The 23,148-nt window shown below is 38.6% G+C and carries 28 protein-coding genes and 1 riboswitch; all 28 genes read right to left on the reverse strand.

The window, feature by feature from the left end; all coding sequences use genetic code 11:
- Nucleotides 1–27 precede the first annotated feature (27 nt).
- The 28 genes from KHB02_RS14890 to flgM all read right to left on the reverse strand — a co-directional run bounded on the left by KHB02_RS14890 (nucleotide 28) and on the right by flgM (nucleotide 22,876).
- A complete protein-coding gene (locus KHB02_RS14890) occupies nucleotides 28–348 on the reverse strand; it encodes a hypothetical protein (RefSeq protein ID WP_213140292.1) in 321 nt (106 codons plus the stop codon).
- Entirely contained in the window at nucleotides 349–1,248 is a 900-nt protein-coding gene (locus KHB02_RS14895) for a MinD/ParA family protein (RefSeq protein WP_213140293.1), read from the reverse strand.
- 4 nt (nucleotides 1,249–1,252) lie between these two features.
- The gene (gene flhF, locus KHB02_RS14900) at nucleotides 1,253–2,566 is read right to left on the reverse strand and encodes a flagellar biosynthesis GTPase FlhF (RefSeq protein WP_213140294.1); all 1,314 of its coding nucleotides are present in this window, start codon (nucleotides 2,564–2,566) and stop codon (nucleotides 1,253–1,255) included.
- Entirely contained in the window at nucleotides 2,563–4,596 is a 2,034-nt protein-coding gene (gene flhA, locus KHB02_RS14905) for a flagellar biosynthesis protein FlhA (RefSeq protein ID WP_213140295.1), read from the reverse strand. Before flhA ends, flhF begins: the two co-directional genes overlap by 4 nt.
- Nucleotides 4,593–5,687, reverse strand: coding sequence for a flagellar biosynthesis protein FlhB (flhB, locus tag KHB02_RS14910; RefSeq protein ID WP_213140296.1), 1,095 nt, complete (start codon nucleotides 5,685–5,687; stop codon nucleotides 4,593–4,595). The genes flhA and flhB overlap by 4 nt, the downstream gene beginning before the upstream one ends.
- A gap of 2 nt (nucleotides 5,688–5,689) precedes the next feature.
- Nucleotides 5,690–6,466, reverse strand: a complete 777-nt coding sequence (gene fliR / locus KHB02_RS14915; RefSeq protein ID WP_213140297.1) for a flagellar biosynthetic protein FliR — start codon at nucleotides 6,464–6,466, stop codon at nucleotides 5,690–5,692.
- A 3-nt stretch (nucleotides 6,467–6,469) separates the two neighbouring features.
- Nucleotides 6,470–6,739 carry a flagellar biosynthesis protein FliQ gene (fliQ, locus tag KHB02_RS14920; protein ID WP_213140298.1) on the reverse strand — a complete coding sequence of 90 codons (270 nt, stop codon included), beginning with the start codon at nucleotides 6,737–6,739 and terminating at the stop codon, nucleotides 6,470–6,472.
- 17 nt (nucleotides 6,740–6,756) lie between these two features.
- On the reverse strand, nucleotides 6,757–7,503 hold the full coding sequence (fliP, locus tag KHB02_RS14925; protein WP_213140299.1) for a flagellar type III secretion system pore protein FliP: 747 nt from the start codon (nucleotides 7,501–7,503) through the stop codon (nucleotides 6,757–6,759).
- A 6-nt stretch (nucleotides 7,504–7,509) separates the two neighbouring features.
- On the reverse strand, nucleotides 7,510–8,073 hold the full coding sequence (locus KHB02_RS14930) for a flagellar biosynthetic protein FliO (RefSeq protein ID WP_213140300.1): 564 nt from the start codon (nucleotides 8,071–8,073) through the stop codon (nucleotides 7,510–7,512).
- 47 nt (nucleotides 8,074–8,120) lie between these two features.
- Entirely contained in the window at nucleotides 8,121–8,696 is a 576-nt protein-coding gene (locus tag KHB02_RS14935) for a magnesium transporter MgtE N-terminal domain-containing protein (RefSeq protein WP_213140301.1), read from the reverse strand.
- A 13-nt stretch (nucleotides 8,697–8,709) separates the two neighbouring features.
- Nucleotides 8,710–9,144, reverse strand: a complete 435-nt coding sequence (gene fliJ / locus KHB02_RS14940; RefSeq protein WP_213140302.1) for a flagellar export protein FliJ — start codon at nucleotides 9,142–9,144, stop codon at nucleotides 8,710–8,712.
- Nucleotides 9,141–10,463 carry a flagellar protein export ATPase FliI gene (gene fliI, locus KHB02_RS14945; protein ID WP_213140303.1) on the reverse strand — a complete coding sequence of 441 codons (1,323 nt, stop codon included), beginning with the start codon at nucleotides 10,461–10,463 and terminating at the stop codon, nucleotides 9,141–9,143. The genes fliJ and fliI overlap by 4 nt, the downstream gene beginning before the upstream one ends.
- Entirely contained in the window at nucleotides 10,447–11,268 is an 822-nt protein-coding gene (locus KHB02_RS14950; protein ID WP_241113875.1) for a FliH/SctL family protein, read from the reverse strand. Before KHB02_RS14950 ends, fliI begins: the two co-directional genes overlap by 17 nt.
- Nucleotides 11,252–12,262, reverse strand: coding sequence for a flagellar motor switch protein FliG (gene fliG / locus KHB02_RS14955; RefSeq protein WP_213140305.1), 1,011 nt, complete (start codon nucleotides 12,260–12,262; stop codon nucleotides 11,252–11,254). Before fliG ends, KHB02_RS14950 begins: the two co-directional genes overlap by 17 nt.
- A 6-nt stretch (nucleotides 12,263–12,268) precedes the next feature.
- On the reverse strand, nucleotides 12,269–13,855 hold the full coding sequence (gene fliF / locus KHB02_RS14960) for a flagellar basal-body MS-ring/collar protein FliF (protein WP_213140306.1): 1,587 nt from the start codon (nucleotides 13,853–13,855) through the stop codon (nucleotides 12,269–12,271).
- Nucleotides 13,856–13,885: 30 nt separating this feature from the next.
- Nucleotides 13,886–14,185 (reverse strand): flagellar hook-basal body complex protein FliE, encoded by a 300-nt coding sequence (gene fliE / locus KHB02_RS14965; protein WP_213140307.1) that lies wholly within the window; start codon nucleotides 14,183–14,185, stop codon nucleotides 13,886–13,888.
- A gap of 11 nt (nucleotides 14,186–14,196) precedes the next feature.
- Entirely contained in the window at nucleotides 14,197–14,652 is a 456-nt protein-coding gene (flgC, locus tag KHB02_RS14970; RefSeq protein WP_213140308.1) for a flagellar basal body rod protein FlgC, read from the reverse strand.
- A gap of 4 nt (nucleotides 14,653–14,656) precedes the next feature.
- Nucleotides 14,657–15,049 carry a flagellar basal body rod protein FlgB gene (gene flgB, locus KHB02_RS14975; RefSeq protein ID WP_241113876.1) on the reverse strand — a complete coding sequence of 131 codons (393 nt, stop codon included), beginning with the start codon at nucleotides 15,047–15,049 and terminating at the stop codon, nucleotides 14,657–14,659.
- 155 nt (nucleotides 15,050–15,204) lie between these two features.
- Entirely contained in the window at nucleotides 15,205–15,891 is a 687-nt protein-coding gene (locus KHB02_RS14980; protein ID WP_241113877.1) for a glucosaminidase domain-containing protein, read from the reverse strand.
- A gap of 56 nt (nucleotides 15,892–15,947) precedes the next feature.
- Nucleotides 15,948–16,265, reverse strand: coding sequence for a hypothetical protein (locus tag KHB02_RS14985; RefSeq protein ID WP_213140310.1), 318 nt, complete (start codon nucleotides 16,263–16,265; stop codon nucleotides 15,948–15,950).
- Between the two features lie 318 nt (nucleotides 16,266–16,583).
- Nucleotides 16,584–16,668, reverse strand: a riboswitch (cyclic di-GMP riboswitch).
- Nucleotides 16,669–16,840: 172 nt separating this feature from the next.
- Complete coding sequence (locus KHB02_RS14990; protein ID WP_213140311.1) at nucleotides 16,841–17,188, reverse strand: flagellar protein FliT; 348 nt, start codon at nucleotides 17,186–17,188, stop codon at nucleotides 16,841–16,843.
- A 13-nt stretch (nucleotides 17,189–17,201) separates the two neighbouring features.
- Nucleotides 17,202–17,582, reverse strand: coding sequence for a flagellar export chaperone FliS (gene fliS, locus KHB02_RS14995; RefSeq protein WP_213140312.1), 381 nt, complete (start codon nucleotides 17,580–17,582; stop codon nucleotides 17,202–17,204).
- Between the two features lie 129 nt (nucleotides 17,583–17,711).
- Complete coding sequence (locus tag KHB02_RS15000) at nucleotides 17,712–18,608, reverse strand: hypothetical protein (protein WP_213140313.1); 897 nt, start codon at nucleotides 18,606–18,608, stop codon at nucleotides 17,712–17,714.
- A gap of 319 nt (nucleotides 18,609–18,927) precedes the next feature.
- Nucleotides 18,928–19,545 (reverse strand): flagellar brake protein, encoded by a 618-nt coding sequence (locus KHB02_RS15005; RefSeq protein ID WP_213140314.1) that lies wholly within the window; start codon nucleotides 19,543–19,545, stop codon nucleotides 18,928–18,930.
- A gap of 202 nt (nucleotides 19,546–19,747) precedes the next feature.
- Nucleotides 19,748–20,638, reverse strand: coding sequence for a flagellar hook-associated protein FlgL (gene flgL / locus KHB02_RS15010; protein ID WP_213140315.1), 891 nt, complete (start codon nucleotides 20,636–20,638; stop codon nucleotides 19,748–19,750).
- A gap of 10 nt (nucleotides 20,639–20,648) precedes the next feature.
- On the reverse strand, nucleotides 20,649–22,067 hold the full coding sequence (gene flgK, locus KHB02_RS15015; protein WP_213140316.1) for a flagellar hook-associated protein FlgK: 1,419 nt from the start codon (nucleotides 22,065–22,067) through the stop codon (nucleotides 20,649–20,651).
- A 33-nt stretch (nucleotides 22,068–22,100) separates the two neighbouring features.
- On the reverse strand, nucleotides 22,101–22,589 hold the full coding sequence (locus tag KHB02_RS15020; protein ID WP_213140317.1) for a flagellar protein FlgN: 489 nt from the start codon (nucleotides 22,587–22,589) through the stop codon (nucleotides 22,101–22,103).
- 11 nt (nucleotides 22,590–22,600) lie between these two features.
- The gene (gene flgM / locus KHB02_RS15025; protein ID WP_213140318.1) at nucleotides 22,601–22,876 is read right to left on the reverse strand and encodes a flagellar biosynthesis anti-sigma factor FlgM; all 276 of its coding nucleotides are present in this window, start codon (nucleotides 22,874–22,876) and stop codon (nucleotides 22,601–22,603) included.
- Nucleotides 22,877–23,148: the final 272 nt, after the last annotated feature.

A 23,148-nucleotide genomic window follows, 5' to 3' on the forward strand; every position in this document is an offset into this window, starting at 1 on the left:
AAATAATTATCATCCACATCGGCCTGCTTAATTCTTTGTATGTAAAGATTGCAGGGGAACCGATTGGAAAGACGGTTCTTCCCCCTCTACTTTATCTACATAAGGGGCCTGGGCCTCGTTTGAAGTATGTTCCACTTCCTCATTTAACATCGTTTGTTTGAGATCCTTCCGAACCACGGCATGGTATAATAAATACCGCAAAACATACCCCAAAATGAAGAAAAGAAGGAACCCAATACTTGCTCTAAACAAGCTTGTTTGCCAAGTGTTGGTATAGATAGAAAAAAGATATGTTAAAAGGAAGGTTATACTGCCCAAATACAAATTCATTTTCCAACTTGAAGACATTTATTTCTCTCCTTGCGAGATTTTTCCTCTTATCATAAGTTTTTCAATGAAACCACGAATCCCTTTTGGAGCAGTGGAAGAGTTCAAACTGTTTTCCGGGATGAACGAATTTACAATTTGTTTGATATTTTTTGATGCCTCACAATTAGGAAAGGCATTGAAAAATGGCGTTTGCAATTTAACAGACTTGCGAACATAGAGGTCTTCCATCATAAAGCCAAGTGTATTAAGTTCTATTTTTAAAAACTTATTACTTGCACTTTTTAAGGCCCTTGATGTTTCTACTGCTTCTCCATAAGTTTGTGCCCTGTTTACGACTAACCGGAATTTAGGATTTGAATTTTTAGCCGTTTGAAAAATTGTTTTTAACACCGCATATGAGTCAGCAATTGCAGTAGGTTCGGGTGTTGTGACTAAAATCGTTTCATCAGAAGCCAAAATAAAATCAACTAGCTCTTTTGAGATTCCAGCTCCTGTATCAAGAAGAATAAAGTCTGCATAACTTTGTAGTTCTTGAATTTGGCTCCAAAAGAAAGTTAATGAATGTTTATCAAACTCTAACAAATCTTCTATTTCTAACCCGCCAGCAATATACTCTATTCCAGCCGCCCCTTTTTCCAGTACCTCCCAGATGTTTTTTTGCTTCCGGAATATATCAGCTAGGCTATATCGCGAGGTACCACCCATGAGAATATTAATATTTGCCGTGGATAAATCAAGATCAAGGACAACCACTTTTTTACCAGCAGTTTGCAGGCCTAAAGCGAAATTTAAGGTGAAATTAGATTTCCCCACGCCCCCTTTTCCACTTGTAATTGTAATAACCTTGGAAGCTGGCTTATTGTGCTGCTGGACATTAAAGCGATTCATATATTCGCGAAGGGTCTGTGCCTGGTCCATATTATTATTCCTCTCCGAGCAGATATCTTGTTATTTGTCCGGCGTCAATAGGAATTATATCCTCTGGAACACTCTGGCCGTTGGTGAGATAGGCTAACTGATATGGATATTGATAGGCAATATTAAGAATCGAGCCGTAACTTCCCGTTTCATCGAACTTCGTAAGAATCAATTTTTTAATTGGACTGTTCAGAAACTCATTCAAGAGAATTTGCATATCTTCAAATTTAGTTGTCATACTCATGACCAAATAGTTTTCACTTTTTAACGGATGATTTAAATATTCGTTAATCGCTTCACGAAATTTTGCCTCTTTATAATTCCGTCCGGTTGTATCCATATATATCAAATCATATGTGTCAAGCTTTCGTAAAGCGGCATCAAGTTCATTAGTGGAGCGTACCACTTCGATTGGAACATTCAAAATTCCGGCATATGTTTTTAATTGTTCAACTGCCCCAATCCGATATACATCTGTTGTTATCATCGCGACCCTGCGCTTTTGTCTTAAAACCTGTTCGGTCGCCAGTTTCGCAATAGATGTGGTTTTGCCGACCCCAGTAGGGCCAACTACATTAATTAAATGCGTATCCTCATTGACCATGTGTGTTGTAGGGATTCTCTTTTCGATAATTTTCTCTATCGCCGTGGACAACTCCTGCTTATACTCTTTATCTGTTAGGTGATTGAAATTTTCATGTTTTCCCATCAAACCTGTCAAAAGATGCTCAATTACCTCTTCGTCTACACCTTGTTTTTTTAGACGATTAACCCATTTTGCCAAATCAGGCGGCAAAGTGCCGCTTACTTTGTCACCCATCATAAAGTTCATCATCATTTTTCGCATGTTTTGTATTTCATCAAGTAATTGGCTGTTACTTTCAGCTTTGTTCGATGCATACCGTTCAGGCACTTTTACAGGCATAGCACCATCGTTAACGGGTTTAGATACTTCCTGTCCCACATTTTGGTTGTCTTCTGGCTTTTGCGAATAAAAGTGATAAAGATTTTTTGATTTATTATAAATACCGGAAATCTGATTTTCTTCTGCGACATCTTCATTTTGTGGAGTACTTTTCTCAAGATAATTTTTTTCAACCTTTTCCTTTAATCCTGCAGCAAAATTGCCTTGAGTTGAGGGTTGTTCCTTTTCAATCGAATAAGCCGTTACTTCATATTTCTGTTTCCCGAAAAAGCCAAACATACCGCCTTTCTTTATCGTCCGGGTATTAACGATTATGGCGTTATCCCCCAATTCCTGCCGTACCATTTTAAGGGCTAGGGGCATGGAGTCCGCAATAATTTTTTTGGTTTTCATATATTGACCACTCCTATACTTTGAATCTCAATTTCAGGCTCTAATTCTGTATAAGCAAGTACTGGTACTGTTGGCATAATCTTATCAACAAATTGCTTTAAATACATCCGAATGTTCGGGGAAGTTAAGAATATTGGCTGGCCGCCTGCCTTAATAACCCGTTCGATTTCAACTTTAAGCTCCTCTGAGATTCTCCGAGACAATTGCGGATCCATTGACAAGTAATGTACACCCGCTTCTGTTTGCTGAATACTATCGGAAAATCCTTTTTCAAGAGTAGCTCCTGCCGTCAAAACATGTATAATGCCATCTTCAGCAAATTGCTCAGTGATTTGTCGGGTAAGAGATTGCCGTACATATTCCGTGAGTACTCGCGGATCCTTTGTATAGACTGCATAATCCGCGAGAGTTTCAAAGATGGAAGCCAGATCACGGATTGAAATTTGTTCACGCAATAAGTTTTGAAGAACCTTTTGAATTTCACCAACTGAAAGCAAGTTAGGAACCAGTTCTTCAACCAAGTTGGGATGAGTTTCTTTTAGGTTGTCCACTAACTCCTTTGTTTCTTCCCTGCGCAATAATTGGTGGGCATACTTTTTGATAACCTCGGTTAAATGAGTCGCAATTACAGATGGCGGGTCAACAATCATATACCCAAACAATTCGGCTTTTTCCTTTTCTTCCTTGCTAACCCAAATTGCAGGGAGCCCAAAAGCAGGTTCGACTACTTGGATGCCTTCGATAGAATCAGCACCTGGCCCTTGACTCATTGCGAGGAAGTGGTCAATAAAGATCTCTCCGGCCGCAATTTTACTGCCACGGAATTTTAATACATATTGGTTCGGTGGCAATTGGAGATTATCTCTTATTCGAATAGTAGGAATCACAAGTCCTAATTCAATCGCAAACTGCCTGCGGATCATCACTATTCGGTCAAGAATGTCGCCGCCCTGTTTTTGATCGGCCAAGGGAATTAAGCCGTAGCCAATTTCAAGCTCTAAAGTATCAACCTGAAGCAGGTTAATTACCTTCTCAGGGCTGCGGATATCATCTTCTGTTTCATCAGTAACAGCTTGTTCTAATAGAAGTTCTTCTTTTTTGACATTTTTCTGCATCGTTAAAGCGCTAAATGCTAGTATTGCAGCAACAGGTAATGTTAGGAAAAGGCCGATAGGGGTAAATAGACCTAATACCAGAATGGTTCCTGCCACAATGTATAACAACTTAGGATAATTAAAAATTTGATTTAAAATATCCGTTCCCAGATTTCCATCCGACGCAGCCCGTGTAACAGTAATACCAGTAGCGGTTGAAATGAGCAAAGCAGGTACCTGGCTGACAAGGCCATCACCTACCGATAACAAAGTAAAGGTACTTGCTGCTTCAGCAAAGCCCATACCGTGAATGGCCATACCGATGATAAACCCACCGATAACGTTAATTAAAAGAATAATAATGCCTGCGATGGCATCCCCTTTTACAAATTTACTGGCACCATCCATTGCTCCGTAGAAGTCTGATTCCATTTCTACCTTCTTGCGACGTTCCCTGGCATCTTGTTCGCTTATTAAACCTGCATTCATATCAGCATCAATACTCATTTGCTTACCCGGCATGGCGTCCAAAGTGAATCTAGCTGCAACTTCGGCAACCCGTTCCGAACCTTTTGTAATAACAATGAATTGAATTACGACAAGAATTAAGAAAACTACAAAACCAACAACTGGACTACCACCAATAACAAAGGAACCAAATGTTTCGATTACCCTTCCTCCATCAGCTTTAGAGAGAATTGATCTAGTTGTCGACACATTCAGCGCTAGACGGAATAATGTAGTCAATAATAATGCCGTTGGAAATATAGAAAAATCCAGAGGCTCCTTTGTATTCATAGCCACCAAAAGAATCAGTAATGAAACTGAAATATTGAAAATTAATAAAACATCTAATAATAATGTTGGAAGTGGAATGATCATCATGGTTACAATCAAAAGTACGACAATCAATACTGATAAATCTTTTGCTTTCATGTCATCATCCCCCTATACCGGCCTTCGTGAAAGTATACATAAGCCAAAATCTCCCCTACTGCATTGAACAATTCTTCGGGGATTGTATCCCCCACTTCTACCGCTGCAAATAATGCACGAGCCAATGGCCGATTTTCGACCGTCATTATTTTATGTTCTTTTGCTATTTCTTTTATTTTTAAAGCGATATAATCCTGTCCTTTGGCAATCACCTGAGGTGCTGCCATTGTTTCAAAGTCGTACTGAATTGCAACAGCAAAATGAGTTGGGTTCGTGATTACCACATCCGCTTTTGGAACTTCTTGAATAATCCGGTTCATCGCCATTTGCCGTTGTTTGGCACGACGCTTTCCTTTAATAAAAGGGTCACCTTCCATCTTTTTGTGTTCATCCTTGATATCCTGTTTGGACATCCGCAGCTTCTTCTCATATTCGAATCTTTGATATAAATAGTCTGCCCCAGAAAGCACCACCAAGCTAAGTGATACTGCCATCCCGACCTGAATAACCATCGAACCGATAAATCTTGTTGCATCCCAAATGTTTTTTCCTCCGATAATCAAAAATTCGTGTTTCTGACGCCATATAACCCAATAAGCGACACTTATAATGATTACAAGTTTCAAAATTGATTTGACCATCTCAACCACAGAGCGGAGGGAAAAAATATTTTTTGCCCCTTGGATTGGATTTATTTTTCCAAGTTTCATTTTTAAAGACTCGGTATTGAACATGAAGCCAACTTGTGCAAAATTGGCAACCAATCCTGCAATAAGAATTACACCAAAAATAGGGCCAACAAGCTTTACTGCATCCCATAGAAGTTGATTAAACATCAGCTGTGTACTTTTAATGGACAATTCCCATAATAAATACTCTTGAAAGCTATGTTGGAAAATTTGAAAACAACCTTCCAAAAAGGACTTTCCCGCTACCCCAAAAAATGAAAAACTAAGGAGCAGTGTTAATGCTGATGAAATCTCAGGACTCTTTGCCACCTGACCTTTTTTTCGAGCGTCGCGCCGTTTATTAGGTGTAGCTTTTTCTGTTTTTTCATCAGAAAAGAACTGCAAATCTAGACGAAGAAGCATGGTTATGCCCCCATAATTTTTAAGATAGAATGCATAGAATTAAACATATTTTCAAATAGAATTTTAAGCAGATAAAAAAAACTTGGTAAAACCAGAATGTACATCAAAAAGTGCATTAAAATTTTGATGGGTGGAAAAATCGCAATAATATTCATCTGAGGTACAATTTTTGCAAGGATTCCCAAGCCTACATCAACTACAAATAATGCACCAATTATTGGGATAGCCATCATAAAGCCTATCATAAACAACTGTTGGACACACTCCAGTAAAAAGGTGGAAATCCTCCCATCCATCCACGATGGCAGCATAGCTTGTAACGGAACCCAATCAAAACTGGCCAAAATCCCTTGGATCAAAAGATGGTGGCCGTCTGTAGCAAGCAAAAATAATATGGCCAGAATATTTTTAAAACGACCGGTTAACTGTGTACTTGTTTCAAAGGTTGGATCAAACAGATTAGCCATCGAAAAACCTATTTGAAAGTCTAGCAATTGACCGGCAAATTGGATGGAATAGAATAAAAAAGCCGCAGCCATCCCTAATACCAGTCCAACTATAATTTCCTTCAACAAAAGTAAATATAAAATTCCATTTTCTACTATAGGCTGATAGGAGTCTGCCGCACCCGTGCAAAGCAAAGCGAGGACCGCGCTGAATCCGATTTTATAAGTTGCTGGGATTTGCTGTCCGGAAAAAATAGGCGCTGTCATCATGAAGGTGGTAATCCGAACAAAAATAAGTAAAAAAGTCCATACGGAGGAGATATCCATTGTCATCACCTATCCTACAAACTTAGATAGGTTTCCCAACAGATTTTCCGTAAAATCAACTACTTCACGCAACATCCACGCCCCAAAAAAAAGCAAGGACAGAAAAACCGCAATTATTTTTGGTACAAATGCCAGAGTTTGTTCTTGAATCTGTGTTGTTGCCTGAAAAATACTAACCAATAATCCTACAATTAAAGCAACACCCGCGACTGGTGCAATGACAATCAAAATCGTGTAAACAGACTGTTGGGCAATTCTTAAAATCATATCCGTTGTCATTGATAGTCACTCCCTTCCTAAAAGCTTAATAGCAGTGATTTGACAATTAAATTCCAACCGTCGACCAATATAAAAAGTAAAATTTTAAATGGAAGGGAAATCATCACCGGTGGCAGCATCATCATTCCCATCGACATTAATACACTTGAAACAATCATATCGATCACTAGAAATGGAATAAATATCATAAAGCCCATTTGGAAGGCAGTTTTAAGTTCGCTGATGGCAAATGCAGGAACTAATGCTTTTAAGGGAATGTCTTTCACTTCATCAGGTCTTTTCATTCCGGCGTAATCCATAAATAGAGCAAGGTCTTTTTCCCTAGTTTGTTTTGTCATAAATTCTTTCAACGGCTCGCCAGCCTTATTTAATGCCTCCTGCTGTGTGAGTTTTCCATCCAAAAAAGGCTGCAGGGCTTCCTGATTCATCACCGAAAACGTCGGGCCCATCACGAAAAAAGTCAAAAATAACGCCAAACCCACTAAAACTTGGTTAGGTGGAATCTGTTGAGTGCCTAGGGCATTTCTTACAAACCCTAATACCACGATAATTCGTGTAAAACAGGTCATTAAAATCAAGATAGCTGGCGCTACGGATAATACAGTAATCATTAATATAATTCGCAGTGTATTTGATACTTTATCTGGTTCATTTGAGCCCAAATCGATTCCCGGCAGTATACTTGCCGATGGGTCAGCAGCATATGCGACAGAAAAAATGCCAAACGTTAGTAATGGAACAAGTAATGATAATTTACGAATCATCGCTTTCTATTCCCCCTGATTGCCTTTTTTCAGTTTTTGTATTTGTTTTTGAAAAGTAGACAGCCAGTTGAATCTTGTCTCCCCGCCTAACCATTTGACCTGAAGCGGATCAGCCTGGGTTTCGAAGCCTTCAAGCAGATGCTGGTATTCCTCTCCTTGATTGATCGAACGAATTAATGTAATGGTTTCCCCCACACCAAGGATATAAATCGTTTGTCCAATGAGTACAACCTGTAAAGAGCGATTATTTCCCAGTGAGTGTCCTCCTAACGGCAGAACTGGACCACTTGATTGCATTAGACGCCCCCGTTTTGAAAGAAACCTAATAAATAAGAATAATAAACCAATAACTAATATAAATGAGAAGACAAATTTAATAAATAAAGGAAAAATGGCTGATGACCCGCTATCCTCAATTTTTTCCGCTTTGGGTGGGGTGGATTTTCCACCATCGTGGATAGCGTCATAGACGGAGGGGTCGCCGGCAGTGGATGTCCCTGCGGCTGACATAGTGGGTTGATTTGAAAAAAGATAAATAAAGATTAACATTAAAGACATGAACCGTTTCATGAGTTTCTCCTTCCATGGAGTTTTTTCTAGTTGATTAAAAGTATCGTTTATTTAATTAATTGCATCGTAATTTGCGCCGCTTTTTGTGCATCCTTCATTTTACCAAGAATATTGCTTTGAATTTCCGGGTCAAGTTGTGAAAGAGTATGGGACGCCTCTTCTAAGGACATCGTTTCAATCATAGCAGCAGCTTTAGATGCCGGCAGGTTTTCAAAAATAGCAGTTACTTTGCTTTTCTGCTCCTGGTCTGCTTGGCTTTGAGTCGCCTCTGCTAGTTTCTGAGAATCTATATTACTGTTGTTTATTTCTGCATCTATTTGATTGGCTTTTAGTTGTTCTTGTAAATCTTCTATTTCTTGATCCTTCTCTTGTAACGATTTCTCTGCTTTTGAATATAAATTTTTCCAGTATTTCAAATCTTCCTCTTTGGACTGTACAGTGTGTTTCGAAGAATCAGGGATAATTTTATTTACAACAGGAATCTTATTTCCCACATCCTTCATTGTTTTCAACACCGGAATGCCAAGAAAATTCATCACAAAGGCACCAATAAAAACTAATACTATTAGAGAAACCAACCAAATTAATAAAGTTCCTAGTATTCCGCTTTTTTTTTTCTCCATCTGGCTTCTCTCCTTAAACTTTTCGGGTGTAACGCAATACAGCCATTTCATCAAGCATTTCTTGCTCTTTTTGATTGAGTTGTTTTTGAAAAACCGCCTTTGATTTTTCTTTCCATTGATTCCACATTTTCGCTTCTTTTGTTTTTTCCAATAACAGATGATGTCTTTCTTCCACTTCTTGATGTATTGAACGGAACTGATTTTCCAACTGTTGCTTTTTATGATGGATGCTCTGAATTTCATCCTGAAGTTCCAAAATATCGCGAACCGTTTTTCTGCTTACGTCATTGTACTGGTTAAAGGTCTTTTCCATAGTTGAATCAAGGTGATTCATTTGTTCCTCCAGCTCCAATTGCCGAACCTTGCTGGTCCCATATTCCTGTTCAGCAATTTCCTTTTCTTTTTCTTTAACATCAAGGACTTTTTGGAAAGAAAAATGATATTTCATCGCAACATCGCTCCAAATTGTGAAATTAGAAAGGATTGTGCCTCTTCAAATTGTGAGGGTTCGTATATATCTTGGCGTAGAAATTGATCAATCTGCTGCTTAAAGCGGATTGCTAAATCAATTTCCCGATTAGACCCCTTCTTATAGGCACCAATATTAATTAGATCCTCAGCTTCTGAAAAAGCGGCCATCAGCTTTTTAAAGTTTCCGGCGGCATGTAAATGGTCTTTAGAAGTAATTTCGGTCATAACCCGGCTTGCACTTTTCAATACATCAATGGCTGGAAAAATGCCCTTGCTTCCAATTTCTCTATTCAAAACAATGTGGCCATCCAAGATACCTCTAACCGCGTCGGCAATTGGTTCGTTCATATCATCCCCATCTACTAAAACGGTGTAGATAGCTGAAATTGAACCCTTTGGTCCAGTTCCCGCTCGTTCCAATAATTGCGGAAGCATTGCAAACACTGATGGTGTATAACCCTTCGTTGTCGGAGGCTCGCCGATAGCCAGTCCAATTTCACGCTGTGCCATCGCAAATCGGGTCACCGAATCCATGACAAGGAGGACGTCCTTACCTTGATCACGGAAATATTCGGCAATAGAGGTTGCAGTAAGTGCTCCTTTTAGGCGAATTAAGGCGGGTTGGTCAGATGTTGCCACAATTACGACGGACTTTTTCAGACCTTCTTCACCTAAATTCTGTTCAATAAAATCAAGAACCTCCCTGCCACGCTCCCCAATCAAAGCAATCACATTTACATCGGCCGTCGTGTTTCTGGAAATCATGCCCAGCAGAGTGCTTTTCCCTACCCCGCTTCCAGCAAAAATTCCCACTCTTTGCCCCTTTCCCATGGTAAGTAATCCATCGATGGTTCTTACTCCGACGTTTAATGGCTCATGAATACGTGGCCTGCTGAGGGGATTTGGGGGGGTGGCATGTATTGGAACCTCATCTAAACCCAAAGGCATCGGTTTTCCGTCAATCGGCTGTCCTAATCCGTCAAGAATTCTTCCAAGCAATTGATGCCCTGCTTTAACAGTCATCGGTTTACCGCTGGCAATCACATCACAGCCTGGTCCTATGGCTCTTACTTCTCCAAGAGGCATTAGCAAAACTTTATTTTCTTTAATTCCCACTACCTCTGCTTGAATTGGAATTTGTGATTGAGCTGGATAAATCGAACACAATTCACCGATTCGGACGTCCGGACCTTGGGATTCAATGGTTAGTCCGATTATTTGCGTTATTTTCCCATTGACTCGAACTGGATCAATGCTCCGAATCAGTTTAATATATTTTTCAGCTGATAGAACCAATTCCCTGATCCCTTCCTTTTTCCCCCAAAATGACTTTTTTAATTTCCTCTATCTGTGTGTCAATCCTGGCATCTACACTGCCGTATGCTGTTCGAATAATGCAGCCTTTTGGGGTAACTGAGTGGTCAGGAATAATTTTGATTTCCGTTTCTCCGTTAACAACAGCAAGCAGGTGATTCCTCTCTGACTGAATGAACTCAAAATCCTCAGGATGGACACAAATGGTGATGAATTCTTTTTCCTTAAAACGGAGAATATGCTGTTTGATGATCTCGATTAAAGTTCCAGGTTGAGCTGTTAATTCCTTCTTTATAATATGTTCGGCGATAGTTGTACTTAGCTCCAGCAAAAACGGTTCCGCCTCGGCAATAATTGTTTCCTTATCTTTATACGCTTGTTCCAACAACTGCTGCACATGATTTATTTTCTCCTGATAACCCTGTTCAATCATTACCCGTGCTTCGTCGCTGCCTATTTGAAAGCCTTCCTGGTAGCCTCTTTGTTTTGCTTCCTCTTCAGCGGCCTCTAATTTTGTTCGGTTTTCCTCCCACCATCGGCCGATATTATCATGTGCTTGTTGTTCGATTGCTAGCGCCCGTTCTTCCGCTAATTTGATTATTTCCGCTGCCTTTTCTTCCACTTCTTGAAGGAAATTTTCAGATTGTAATTCACTATCTTCTGGAAAAGGAGCGATAGTTTTCAAACCATCACGACCACGGACCGGCAGAATATGCTGGGAAAGCACTCGAACTTCCTTCATTACTGATACATCGGAGGCTTTAAATACTTTAGAGTAGGAATTCATCAGTTCCACCCCGGGCAATGACAATTTCTCCTGTATCCTCTAATCGGCGAATGACCGATACAATCCGGCCTTGTGCTTCCTCGACATCCTTTACCCTAACAGGCCCTAGATATTGCATATCTTCCTCGAACGACTCTGCCATTCTCTTTGACATGTTTTCGAGAATAATCTTTTTGACCTCTTGACTGGAGGCCTTTAAAGCAAGCAGTAAATCCTGGTTTTCTACCTCTTGGATAACACGTTGAATAGCACGCCTATCCAGACTAATAATATCTTCAAAGACGAACATTCTCTTTTTAATTTCTTCCACCAAGTCGCGGTCCTGCGTTCCAAGATCCTCAAGAATCATCTTTTCTGTACCCCGGTCAACTCCATTAAGGATACTGACAATAGATTCGATACCGCCGACCACGCTGAAATCTTGACGAATCGTTGCCGAAAGTTTCTGCTCTAAAATATGTTCAACTTCCTTGATAACCTCCGGGGAAGTTTGTTCCAACAAGGCAATCCTGCGGGCGACATCTGATTGAAGTTCACCTGGAAGCGATGAAAGAATCATCGAAGATTGTTGCGGCTCCAAGTGCGCCAATACTAAAGCAATAGTTTGCGGATGCTCATTCTGCAGGAAATGGTAAATTTGCATAGGGTCAATACGGCGGGCAAAATCAAATGGTTTCACCTGAAGATGGGTGGTAAGGCGATGAATGATTGCTTTAGCCCTGTCCTTGCCAAGCGCTGATTCCAAAACATCCTGAGCATAAGTAATCCCGCCAGTTGTCAAGAAATCCTGCGCCATGCACATCTCATGAAATTCCTTTAAAACCTCTTCCTTTTCCTTCGAATCAACTTTTTGGATATTGGCAATAGCAAGTGTCAACTGTTCAATCTCATCCTCAGGCAAATGGCTAAAGACCTTTGAGGAGGCCTCCTTTCCCATAGATATAAGCAATATAGCAGCCTTTTGTCTTCCGTTTAATTTTAATCCTGTAGCCATGGGTTTTCACGCCTCCTCATCATTCAGCCATGTTCTAATTACCTTGGAGAAATCCTCAGGTCTTTGGTTAAGCAATTTCTTTAATTGGTTTTCCACGTTCATTTCCTGTTCTTCAAAATAATCCGGTTCTTTTACGTCGTTTGTAATGATTGGCTCATCGATAACCAAATCCTCTTCGGTACGATTTCTTCGGCGTAAGATTCCCCACACCAATCCCCCTGCCAACAGCATTCCGCCGACAAGTGCACCAATGATATACATCCAATTGTTTTTAGAGTCGCTTTGAACTTCGGTATTTTTTGCAAAGGTATGCGGGAAGATAGTAATGCGCTGATCTATTTCTTTTTGAGTAATATCTGGATGTCCTAGAGCAGTTCTAACTGTATTAGAGACAATGTTTCGAATGTTTTCCTCAGTCGCCTTTGGCAATGATTTAGGATTAGATGGGTCAGGCTCAACTCCTACGTTAATCGTAATATCCTCGACTTGATAAGGGCTTTTGATAATTTCATTATTGATACGATTAACCTCGTAGTTTACCTTTTCCTGTGCTTCTTCATAATCACTTTTACCTGAATCTGCCCCAACGTACCCTGGAACATCCGTTTCTCCTGTTCCTACAACTCCACCAGGATTTGAACCAGTTCCGTTATAAGTTTTGGAGTTTTTCTCCGAACTGATGGCTATTCCTTTGTTTTTGTCATCTGTCGGCTTCACTAATTTCTCTTCTGTTTTAACCTTATCGAAATTCATTTTGACAAACGTATGAACGTATACTTTATCTGTCCCAAGTATCGTACCCAACAAACTTTGGAGATTCTTCTGGATATCTCCTTCAATATCCTTTTGGACTTTTCGCTGCTGATCGTATTTATCAAGTGCCATATCCGTATCTTCACTATTTTGCAGTTCCAAAGTCTCACTGTATTGATTCATAATCGTTATATTATCCATTGGCAGATTAGGTACACTTTTTGATACCAGGGTATAAAGCGCACGGATTTGCTGCCCGTTTAATTTGACCCCCGGTTCAATTTCAACCATAACCGATGCACTGGCTGCTTCCTGATTTTGTCGGATAAATACAGAATTTTCCGGTAATGTCAAAATAACTTCCGCATTTTTGATACCATCGACATGTTTGATTATTTCAGCAACTTGGTTTTGCATTGCTTCACGTTCTAAGATGTCATATTGACGGTCTGTCGCGCCGAAGGAGAGATTTTCACCAAAGATTCCATAATTTATTTTGTTATCTTTTGGATAGCCGGCAGAAGCAAGAGAAACCAACAGGTCTGGAGCATCTTTTTTGGGCACCTGAAGCATTGTACCGTTCTCTGATAATTTATAATCAGTGTAGCCTTCTTTATCTAATTCCGCCTTAATATCCCCAACTTCTCTTTGAGATAATTGACCAGTATATAGTGGTACATATTCTGGACGGGAAGCAAAAAAAACAAAAGTAAATAAAGCAGCGAAAAGAAATAAGAATGTCCCTATGATAAGCCCTTTTTGTTTGACGCTGCGAGCACTCCAATATGTATGAAAGCGCTCTGTTGAATTTTTTAGTTGATCTATCCATGATCGGTTCATTTCTCACCCTGCCCATCTTTCAAGCAATCATTAGATTTGCATTCGCATCATTTCTTGATAAGCTTCAACCGCTTCGTCTCTGATTGTTACCGTTAGCTCCAAGGCCAGCTTTGCTTTTTGTGCCGCAATTGTAACATCATGTATATTATCAATCTCTCCAGCAGCCGCTTTAGCACTAAGTTCGGCAGACTGTTTCACAGCGGAATCAACATTTTCCAAATAACCTTTTAGTACATTAGCGAAGGAGTTTTGTGTACTAGTCGATTCTATTTTTTGAAATGGATTTTGATTAAATTTGATTGGCGTACTATTTAATTTTGTAATATCCATTTAAATACCTCCTATCGGCCTATTTCTAATGCTTTCAACATCATTGACTTCCCTGAATTGAATGCTGTTACATTTGCCTCATATGCTCGAGAAGCCGAAAGCAGGTCCACCATCTCTTTGGAAAGGTCGACATTTGGCATCATAACATAGCCATTTGCGTTTGCATCAGGATGGGCAGGATCATAGACCATTTTATATGGAGAACGGTCATTGACAATCCCAGTGACTCTTACTCCTTGTAACTCAGGATTGCCCTGGGTTTGTTTTTCAAGTTCTCCCTGCAAGACTCTGTCAAATGATTTCTCTCTTGGTTCCATAACAACCATTTTACGACGGTAGGGTTCCCATTTCCCATCAACGTATGTTCCTCTGGTGGAGGAAGCATTTGCAATGTTGGAAGAGACGACATCCATCCGTAATCGCTGGGCGGTTAAAGCAGATGCGTTTATATTTAGTGAATCAAACATTTACTTACCCCCTTCCTCTAATCGCTATCGAAAACTGCTGAAACTCACTGTTCAGCTGTTCAGTCAGTGTATAATACCACAATGTGTTTTTCCCCATACGGGTCATTTCTTCATCAATATCAACATTATTAAGATTGTTTTGCATTACTGTTTCGGTATTTTCGATTACCGAAGCTGAAGGAATACCTCCCGGGCTGCCTATAACAACATGGCGGGAATCTGTCCTTTTTCCGACAAAGTTAGTTTGATTGGATAAATGCTGCTTTAAAATATCCTCAAACACCACCTGCTTTGCTTTATATCCTGGTGTTTCCGCATTTGCAATGTTGTTTGAGATCGTCTGTTGTCGTAAACTGGAAGCATCTAAAGCTCGTTGCAGAAGGGTAATATTATTCAAACCATTCTCTCCTTTCCGCCTCAGCACGGACTAATTTGATTGTTTTTGATTATAAAATCAAAAAACTTACTACATCAATATACATAAAAAAAAGGGATAAATCTACAAGTTTTTATAACAAAAGTTTGGTATAAATATATATTTTGTGGTAAATATCATACAGTAATTTGATTAAAATATTTTGAAACTCCTTTGACCCAATGATTATTCAAACCCGTAGGATCATTTTCAGCACCGATCGGAGCATATTTTGAACCAATGCTTGAGATACTGGACAGACCCTTACCTAGATAATTGCTGCTTAAATTCCTCGCCATATCCATAATGCTGTCTTCCACTGATGCATATGTTTTTAAACCACTCTTCCCCATCATCCCAGCAATATTGTTCTTCACTATAGATGCCCTTGATGTACCATTGCCTGTTTCGTGTTTGGCAATAGCCGCTAGTAATCCGGGGTTAATATTAAACTGTTGTCCTGCCTTGACAAACATCTCTCCAAAACCCTTTAACTTTCCACCGAGTGTTTCATTAATTTTCTCAGCACTAATCGATTGAAACTGAAGCGAGTCATCGCTGGTGATATTTTCCTTTTTGAAACTTGCTTCAGTATTAGCTTTGGTAAATATTGGGCTCATAAGTTCCAAATGAGGCAAAAAAGAATTTTCGTTTACTCGGGTTGTCAATTCTGATTCATTGTTATTTAAAATTTCTCCCAAAACTTTCGTAAATAAATTACCAAATTGTGATGTTGGTGAGTTTAATTGGGATTGCAGCTTTGGATTTTTCGATAATGTATTTATGAGCATTGTTTTTGTTAACCAATCGTCACCAATAATCAAACAAAGCACCCCTTTTAATTACATTTTATTTGTAGAAATGAACATAGAAATTAAATTTATATGGTTCTTCCTAAAATACTGCTGATTTTCCCTACACATTCTTCAGATAGCCTGGAAATATGAATGAGTTGTCCGTCTTTAATTTTCCCTTCAACTAAAACAATTGTATTCGGATCTTGCTCTTTTTTTAATGCAAGTATTTGTTTACCTTCATAAACAAGGTTTTTTACCATGTAGTACGTATCACTTATAGGATTTTCGATTGTAATTTTTACCGGTTCCCGAAAAAACGGCTTCCTTCTCTTATAGTCAAAAAAGTTATAGACCTTCCCATTCTCTCGATTTTCGGATAATATATGTTGTTCCCAAACCATACTTTTCTCCCTCTTCCGCCAACTCGATTGTTTAAAGAGCATTTCAGTTATTTTATTGAAATCTACTTAAATAGTTGCGAGGACAGCATGAAATATAAATTTCCAAAATACTCTATCACTATATCAACATAGGTAATTTTACCGAAAAAACGACAAAATATAACCGAAAAATTCATTGCGGAGTCACGCAAAAATAAGGTCTTTTGTCCTACTGGTTACGGAATTGCGCATATAAAAATACCCCCGCAAAACCATTTGCGGGGGTATACTATTTTAGGACAAAAAAAATCGAGCTTGTCACTAAAAACACCCTGATGATTCTGCAACTGGCTGGCATAGTCCGAAAACCTTAGCCCCTTTAGCTTTGCGTAACTGATTTTCATCAGTTTTGCCTATGAACTTTTAGGTTAATGTGATAAATTAACCCCTTATTCATCATAGAATGTTTTGTTTACGTCGAATATCCTACTTTTTTCTCATTTTTTGTCGAAGATAATAGGTCTTTTTTACTATTTGTCTATTAAAACCCTTACATTTACCTAATTATTATCAAAATTTTCCCTTTTAATAATTGACTATTTTTTTGTATCAACAAATGCTCCATTTAATTGTTTTGAATATAACTGATACTTTTGTGATGCACGTTTATTTAGTTTATTTTGATTAAGAATCTTATCAATCGTATCCATTTCCTCTTTTAATAAAGCGGTTAAACGCTGATCGAGAAGAAGGGTTTCTTCTATCATCATTTTCTCTTCAGGGGAATACTCAAAGAAAGATTGTGCCGACTTTACCTCATCAACTTTTTTCAAAATTGTCTCGCGGAAAGATAATAATTCAACTACATCCTCAAACTGTTTTTCTTTTACTGCTCGGATCATATTGTTAGTGGTTTCAAGCATTTCGGCAATTAATTCGTTCATTTTCATCACAAACCTAGTTTTGTCCTTTATTAATAGCCATAGCAGCAGCCCAAGTTTCCGTTAATTGTACCGCAAACTGCTCAACTTCTTCCAATAATTCAATTTTCTTATGAAGGTTTGCTTCTATCAAACGAATTTTCATGTAATCATATACCCGTAATAAGGATTCAGCAATACTATATTCCTGTTTTAAAGTAACCATGAGTTCGCTTAAAATATCCTGGGTTCTTAAATTATAATGATGGCTATCCTCAATCTGCTGGTTTTGCAGGGCAATTTTAGAAAGCCGAATGTATTTGACCATACCCTGATATAACATCAATGTTAACTCTTCTGGCTTTGAAGTATTGACTGCTTGTTTTTGATAAGTTTGATAAGGATTACGTAAAACCATCGTTCATTGCTCCTTTTCTATCTAAATCCATTATTAGTTATTAGTATCGGAAAACCTTAATAAAAGTTAAGTGATAAATACAAAAAGCTATTCCACTAAGGAATAACTTTTTGAATTCCTATCAAAATGCTAACTTCCAACTTGAAGAACTACCCCAAATCCATCAATGATATAATTTAATCGTTGATTGTACGATTTAAGATTTTGAATTTTGGCAGCATCTCCTAATTGATTGAACGCTGCAATTTCCTTGGCCAGCTTAGCAACCTCAAGCTGCAATTTATCATTACGCCTTTTCTCCTGCAATAATTGCTGTTCCTTTTTTAGTAACCGTTCCTGCAGCACTTCTTTTTCTTGATTAACTTCGTTCTTCAAACTATCTAGTTCTTGTGCAACATTTTGATTTTGAAGAGCCATGTTTGTTAATTGGTATAAGCTATTTAGGAGCTCATGAAGATTAATCCCTGGGAGCTGCTGCACATTCGTAATTAAGCCTGACAAGATGTCAATCAGGTCAGGACGAGCGTCAGAGTTATCAGGATGAAACTGTAACGGCACGACTGACTGAGACCTGCCAATGATTTTTGTAGATACGACTGGGACATCTTTTTCTGTAATTGTTGTAAAATGGTAATCTTTTTGTATCTCTTCCCTTTTTTTCTCTAATTCCTTGACGAGTGTATAATATTTATAATTGACTGACTGGTATCCACGATCTAATAATTGTGAGACCTCATCAAGTATTTCAGTTATGTTCAATCCGCCCTCTTCCTGACGTTCCTTAATATATTGGAACATAAAGCCAATCTCGTTTTTTGTCCATTTCCGATTTACTTTCTTTTGATTGTTTTTTAGTTCTGCTTTACCGAGATTGGAAATCATTAAGTTATTAAAATAAAATACTAATGTGCCGGGGCTCAATTGATTGTTTGTCTCAATTTGTTTGATGAACTCATCATCAATGCTTCCGGGCCGCTGTATTGTCATAGCCTCTTTCAACTCAAACAATGCTGATTTTAAACTCATCGAAATACCTCCTCACTATGTTTCATGGTAATAGTATTAAATAGATTTATAAAATAATGTAAATTTTGATTTTGCTTGATATGAAATCCTAATAAATACTACGCACGTTAAAATAAGCTTTTGGGGGTCTATCAAAAAAATTATTTACACTTATAAAATAGTTTTCACATTATAATAATTATACTTCATTTGTAAGTATTTGTAAAACGGATTGATGCAAATTTGATGTATTCTGGAATATACTCCAAAAAAACAAGCCCTTTTTCATATCATAGGGCTTGTTTAATTTCATAGTTTGATTCATTTTCTTCATGTTCGATTATTTCATTCTATTTTGTTTTTGTTTATCAAAACAATAACGCATTATTTTACTTTCATCACGATCAGCAAGACGTATGTACTTAGCACCAATATTCTTCCTGTTTCCGTTTTGTGAGTTAATGCGCAAAATTTGCGCTTGGAAGGATATCGGTTCAGGGTCTTTAGTTAATTGTACTGGAAGAAACAAGGTACCCTCCACTACATCTCCTTCGCGGAAACGGAATTCATCACCGCAGGAAAAAAGAAAACCTCCCACACTAATATTTATGGTGTATAATTGGATGTCATTGATCACTAGTTGTAAATTGGCATTAACTCGAAAATTTTCTCTGTGTTGGACTCTAAAGATTTGATTTTCCACAGGTTTAGCGACACGGTACATAGATATGGTATCACGTTTTCTGCCAAGTACCTCCGTCTGAAAGGAGTACTTATTTTCATTTATCACGTAGCTGATTGCAAATTTTGTACCATTCTTGAAATATTCCTTAACTCTATCATCTGCAGGAAATCCTATTAGAATTTCTTCATCTTCAACTTCAGCTACAATGGATCGAAAGGTTTGGTCTTGATCATAAAAATCAATCACAATGTTTTGATTTACCTTCGGATACATAAAACTCTCCTTCTTTCCTCCTAAAAAATAATCTAAAAAACAATATAAGTTTTATTATTAAATATTAAAAAATATATAAATTTTCTAAAAAATGCGAACTGCAAAAAAGAACTGCGTTTTATTGCAGTTCGCAAAGGTTTTTCTAGTTTTTTCATATAAATTAGATTCAGCCCATATGGAGATTTTTTTACATATTGCCAAATTATCTTAAAAAGTCTACTAATGACGGTTGAATAATCCTTGCTCCAATCGATAGCGCAGCCCTTTGAACATTTTCCTGAGTCTTTAAGTTTGTAATCACTAAAGCCATATCAACATCTTCTTCCGATGATAATAATCGAGTTGTGGATACTTCTAGGCCATCTAAATGTGACATGCTTAACTCCATTCGGTTCATGCGTGCACCCAATTCGGCACGTTCTTTAAGAATATTATCAATTTGACTGTCAAGTCTGCTTAAATAATCTGATGAACTGACGTTAGCTGACTGGAAATCTGCCACAATATCTGATAATACTTTAAAAGCGCCCCCATTACCATCATTATTAAAAACTTCTGTTCCCAGTACATTAATTTGCACGTTGTTGGTCTGTCCTACCTGCAATTCCAATTTCTCTTTATTTTGATTTAAAAACGCTTTGGAGGACGTATCAAAAGGAGCATTTTTCACATCAGTACCAGCAAAAATATACTTCCCCGCCATTTGACTGTTGGCAATTTCACCGAGATGCTCTTGTAACTGACTAATTTCACTGGCAATTGCTTGACGGGCTGTCTCGCTGTTAGAGCCATTAAGGCCCTGAACGGTCAGTTCACGCACCCTTTGCAAAACATTAGTTACCTCATCAAGCGCTTCGTCCGTTGAGGTCATCCAGGAGTATCCATCGTCAGCGTTTCGTTTATACTGGTCGATTTCATTTAAAGAAGAGCGGTAAAACATTCCCCTCACTGCTGTAACTGGGTCATCTGATGGCTTATTAATCTTCTTTCCTGAAGATGCCTGTTCTTGTAATTTATCCATCGCTTTGTTGTTTCGTGATAAATTAAATAACATATTGGAATTCAGCATGCTTTGTGTTACCCGAAAACTCATCTTATCACTCCTACAAACCTACTCTACCCATACCATTTATGATTTTTTCCAGGCATTGGTCCATAACGGTCACTACCCGTGCAGCCGCATTGTATGCCTGTTGGAACTTGATCATATTGGCCATTTCTTCATCAATTGATACACCCGATACCGATTGACGGCGGTTTTCAACCTGATTGATAATGATTTGGGAATTATCGTACATTCTCTGCGATTCCTGAGAATCAATCCCCAGTTGACCTATGATATTTCGATAAAAATCATCCGCTGTAGATTTCGTTCCATTGAAATCAAGGCTATTATTAAATTTAATAGCAGCAATGTCTTGCGCATTTTTGCCGTTGCCCGTCGAGAAGGCACCATCGCTGTCCTTCTTAGCAGCTGCAATGGCATTTAGAGATGTCATGATCACAGCATTGACGTTTAAATTAGTAGCATTTGTACCGCTAAAAAAGTCAACCCCAGGGTTTCCATCCAGGTCAAACCCACTTTTATGAACTGTATTTACACTATCTTTAAATACTTCAGCTAGTTTATTTATTTTAGTTTCTATGTCAGGAATTACTTTGTTATAAGCCTCAAGCCGCCCGAACAATTCGCCTGAAACTAGATTAATATCAGCATTATTGATTTGTGGAGGAGTTACCTCTCCTGTAACAGGGTTATAAACCGAAAAGGAATTCACCGTTTTCCCTGCAATAAGTTCTTTACCGCCGATTGAGACATTGATCATGCCGTTTGCCGCTGGAGATACGTTTACATCCACCAATTTCGAAAGGCGGTCTAAGAGTACATCTCTTTGATCATATAAATCATTTGGTTCATAGTTGTGCGGTACTAATCTGGAGATTTGATCATTGAGTTTTCCAATTTGATCAGCGATTGACTGAATTTCGTCGCCTTTTGTCTTCACAACGGTAACTAGATCCGTTTTCATCTGACTTAATGCATCAGTTATATACTTGAACGTTTCCGTGACAGCAATCCCTTTTTGCTTTACTACCGCTCTCGCCGCTGCACTGTCCGGGTTTTTCGATAGCTCCTGCCAGCCTTTCCAGAATTCGTCCATAACAAACGCAAGACCAGTGTCTGAGGGTTCGTTTAAGAGCTCCTCGATTTTCGACAGCGTATCACTTTTTGCTTCCCAATAACCGAGATTTTTATTTTCCCCGCGCAATTGGACATCCAGATATTCTTCTCGTAACCTGACCAGTTTATTTACTTCTACACCCGTCCCCAATTGAGCCGGCGAACGGTCCGTTTGCATACCAGGTTGCGGAATAGCATTGGTAGCCTGCATTTCCGCACGCTGCCGTGTATACCCGGCAGTATTTGCATTAGCAATATTATGACCAGTAGTTGATAAGGCTGTTTGTTGAGCAAAGAGGCCTCTTTTCCCCAACTCCAGGCCATGAAACGTTGAACCCATTGTTTCCCCTCCTTGAAAACCAAGATAAATCTTCTAGATCCGTGCATCTAACAGACTAGCATAGCGACTTCCCGCGTTCGGTCCATATCCGATTGCCGGTTGTTTCTGTACAAGCATTTCAAGTGAATATTGTATATAGGAAAGCGATGTCTGGATTAATTGCTGGTTACTGTTGTTTACTTGAGAAATTTCGTTAATGAGAACTCTCAGCTTTTCTGTGATTGCTTTTAAACCGGCCTTCACTGCTGTATTTTCTTGCATTTTAATCAAATCAACCATTGTTAACGATTCTTCCTTCACACCTAACCGCAGTGAATATTCTTGAACGCAAGCCAATCTTTGATGTTCCAGCTTCTGGATGGCATCCACTAGTGTACTCTCTCTGTAAAGAAACCGTTGCAGTTCCTCAACCCCGCTGCCATCAATGAGTACAGCTTGTTTTTCTTTGGCCAATCCCAGTAACCGTTCGTGTGCATCGACCAATGACACCATGACTTGTGTAAGTTTGTCCAGAGATTCCATTATTATCTCTCCTACTTCGTATTATCCTTCCAGAAATCGAGCATCTTATCTGCAATTTTACTGCTGTCCACATGGTATGTGCCATCAGCAATTTGCTGTTTCAACTCTTGAATCCGCTGGTGTCGCTGTGTTTGTTCCGATTGCAGCGCTTCCGAAATCTCCCGGCCTCGAGATGAGATTTTCACCTCAGCGGAATTTGACACTTTTTTTGAAGTGTTGCTTATATTTGAATTTTTTTGCTGATTTTGGTATGAATAAAACCCTAGTTTCGTATCATTAATTCGCATAGCAGTTCCCTCCTATTACTTATATAATTTTATCGACTTAATAAAAAAAAAGTTTAGCAGGAAATGAAAACTTTTTTACACGATAAATGAAAGATGATAGTGTGTATAATTGTATCAAAAGACCTTAGTTTTTTCATTATTATTTTCATGTTATTAAAAAGACTTCATGCCCCTAAAATGTACATCGTCCCCGTGATCCCAACTTTCAAATTTACTGAAAAAATAAAAACAGCGGCATGATGTCCGCTGCTAAATCCATTGTTACGTTCGGG

This window comes from Neobacillus citreus, from assembly GCF_018343545.2.
GTDB lineage: Bacteria > Bacillota > Bacilli > Bacillales > Cytobacillaceae > Neobacillus > Neobacillus citreus.

Bases quoted from the DNA above. Each gene is read 5' to 3' on its own strand.
- KHB02_RS14890 (WP_213140292.1), bottom strand. From the start codon at position 348: ATGTCTTCAAGTTGGAAAATGAATTTGTATTTGGGCAGTATAACCTTC.
- KHB02_RS14895 (WP_213140293.1), bottom strand. From the start codon at position 1,248: ATGGACCAGGCACAGACCCTTCGCGAATATATGAATCGCTTTAATGTC.
- flhF (WP_213140294.1), bottom strand. From the start codon at position 2,566: ATGAAAACCAAAAAAATTATTGCGGACTCCATGCCCCTAGCCCTTAAA.
- flhA (WP_213140295.1), bottom strand. From the start codon at position 4,596: ATGAAAGCAAAAGATTTATCAGTATTGATTGTCGTACTTTTGATTGTA.
- flhB (WP_213140296.1), bottom strand. From the start codon at position 5,687: ATGCTTCTTCGTCTAGATTTGCAGTTCTTTTCTGATGAAAAAACAGAA.
- fliR (WP_213140297.1), bottom strand. From the start codon at position 6,466: ATGACAATGGATATCTCCTCCGTATGGACTTTTTTACTTATTTTTGTT.
- fliQ (WP_213140298.1), bottom strand. From the start codon at position 6,739: ATGACAACGGATATGATTTTAAGAATTGCCCAACAGTCTGTTTACACG.
- fliP (WP_213140299.1), bottom strand. From the start codon at position 7,503: ATGATTCGTAAATTATCATTACTTGTTCCATTACTAACGTTTGGCATT.
- KHB02_RS14930 (WP_213140300.1), bottom strand. From the start codon at position 8,073: ATGAAACGGTTCATGTCTTTAATGTTAATCTTTATTTATCTTTTTTCA.
- KHB02_RS14935 (WP_213140301.1), bottom strand. From the start codon at position 8,696: ATGGAGAAAAAAAAAAGCGGAATACTAGGAACTTTATTAATTTGGTTG.
- fliJ (WP_213140302.1), bottom strand. From the start codon at position 9,144: ATGAAATATCATTTTTCTTTCCAAAAAGTCCTTGATGTTAAAGAAAAA.
- KHB02_RS14950 (WP_241113875.1), bottom strand. From the start codon at position 11,268: ATGAATTCCTACTCTAAAGTATTTAAAGCCTCCGATGTATCAGTAATG.
- fliG (WP_213140305.1), bottom strand. From the start codon at position 12,262: ATGGCTACAGGATTAAAATTAAACGGAAGACAAAAGGCTGCTATATTG.
- fliF (WP_213140306.1), bottom strand. From the start codon at position 13,855: ATGAACCGATCATGGATAGATCAACTAAAAAATTCAACAGAGCGCTTT.
- fliE (WP_213140307.1), bottom strand. From the start codon at position 14,185: ATGGATATTACAAAATTAAATAGTACGCCAATCAAATTTAATCAAAAT.
- flgC (WP_213140308.1), bottom strand. From the start codon at position 14,652: ATGTTTGATTCACTAAATATAAACGCATCTGCTTTAACCGCCCAGCGA.
- KHB02_RS14985 (WP_213140310.1), bottom strand. From the start codon at position 16,265: ATGGTTTGGGAACAACATATATTATCCGAAAATCGAGAGAATGGGAAG.
- KHB02_RS14990 (WP_213140311.1), bottom strand. From the start codon at position 17,188: ATGAACGAATTAATTGCCGAAATGCTTGAAACCACTAACAATATGATC.
- fliS (WP_213140312.1), bottom strand. From the start codon at position 17,582: ATGGTTTTACGTAATCCTTATCAAACTTATCAAAAACAAGCAGTCAAT.
- KHB02_RS15000 (WP_213140313.1), bottom strand. From the start codon at position 18,608: ATGAGTTTAAAATCAGCATTGTTTGAGTTGAAAGAGGCTATGACAATA.
- KHB02_RS15005 (WP_213140314.1), bottom strand. From the start codon at position 19,545: ATGTATCCGAAGGTAAATCAAAACATTGTGATTGATTTTTATGATCAA.
- flgL (WP_213140315.1), bottom strand. From the start codon at position 20,638: ATGAGTTTTCGGGTAACACAAAGCATGCTGAATTCCAATATGTTATTT.
- flgK (WP_213140316.1), bottom strand. From the start codon at position 22,067: ATGGGTTCAACGTTTCATGGCCTGGAGTTGGGGAAAAGAGGCCTCTTT.
- KHB02_RS15020 (WP_213140317.1), bottom strand. From the start codon at position 22,589: ATGGAATCTCTGGACAAACTTACACAAGTCATGGTGTCATTGGTCGAT.
- flgM (WP_213140318.1), bottom strand. From the start codon at position 22,876: ATGCGAATTAATGATACGAAACTAGGGTTTTATTCATACCAAAATCAG.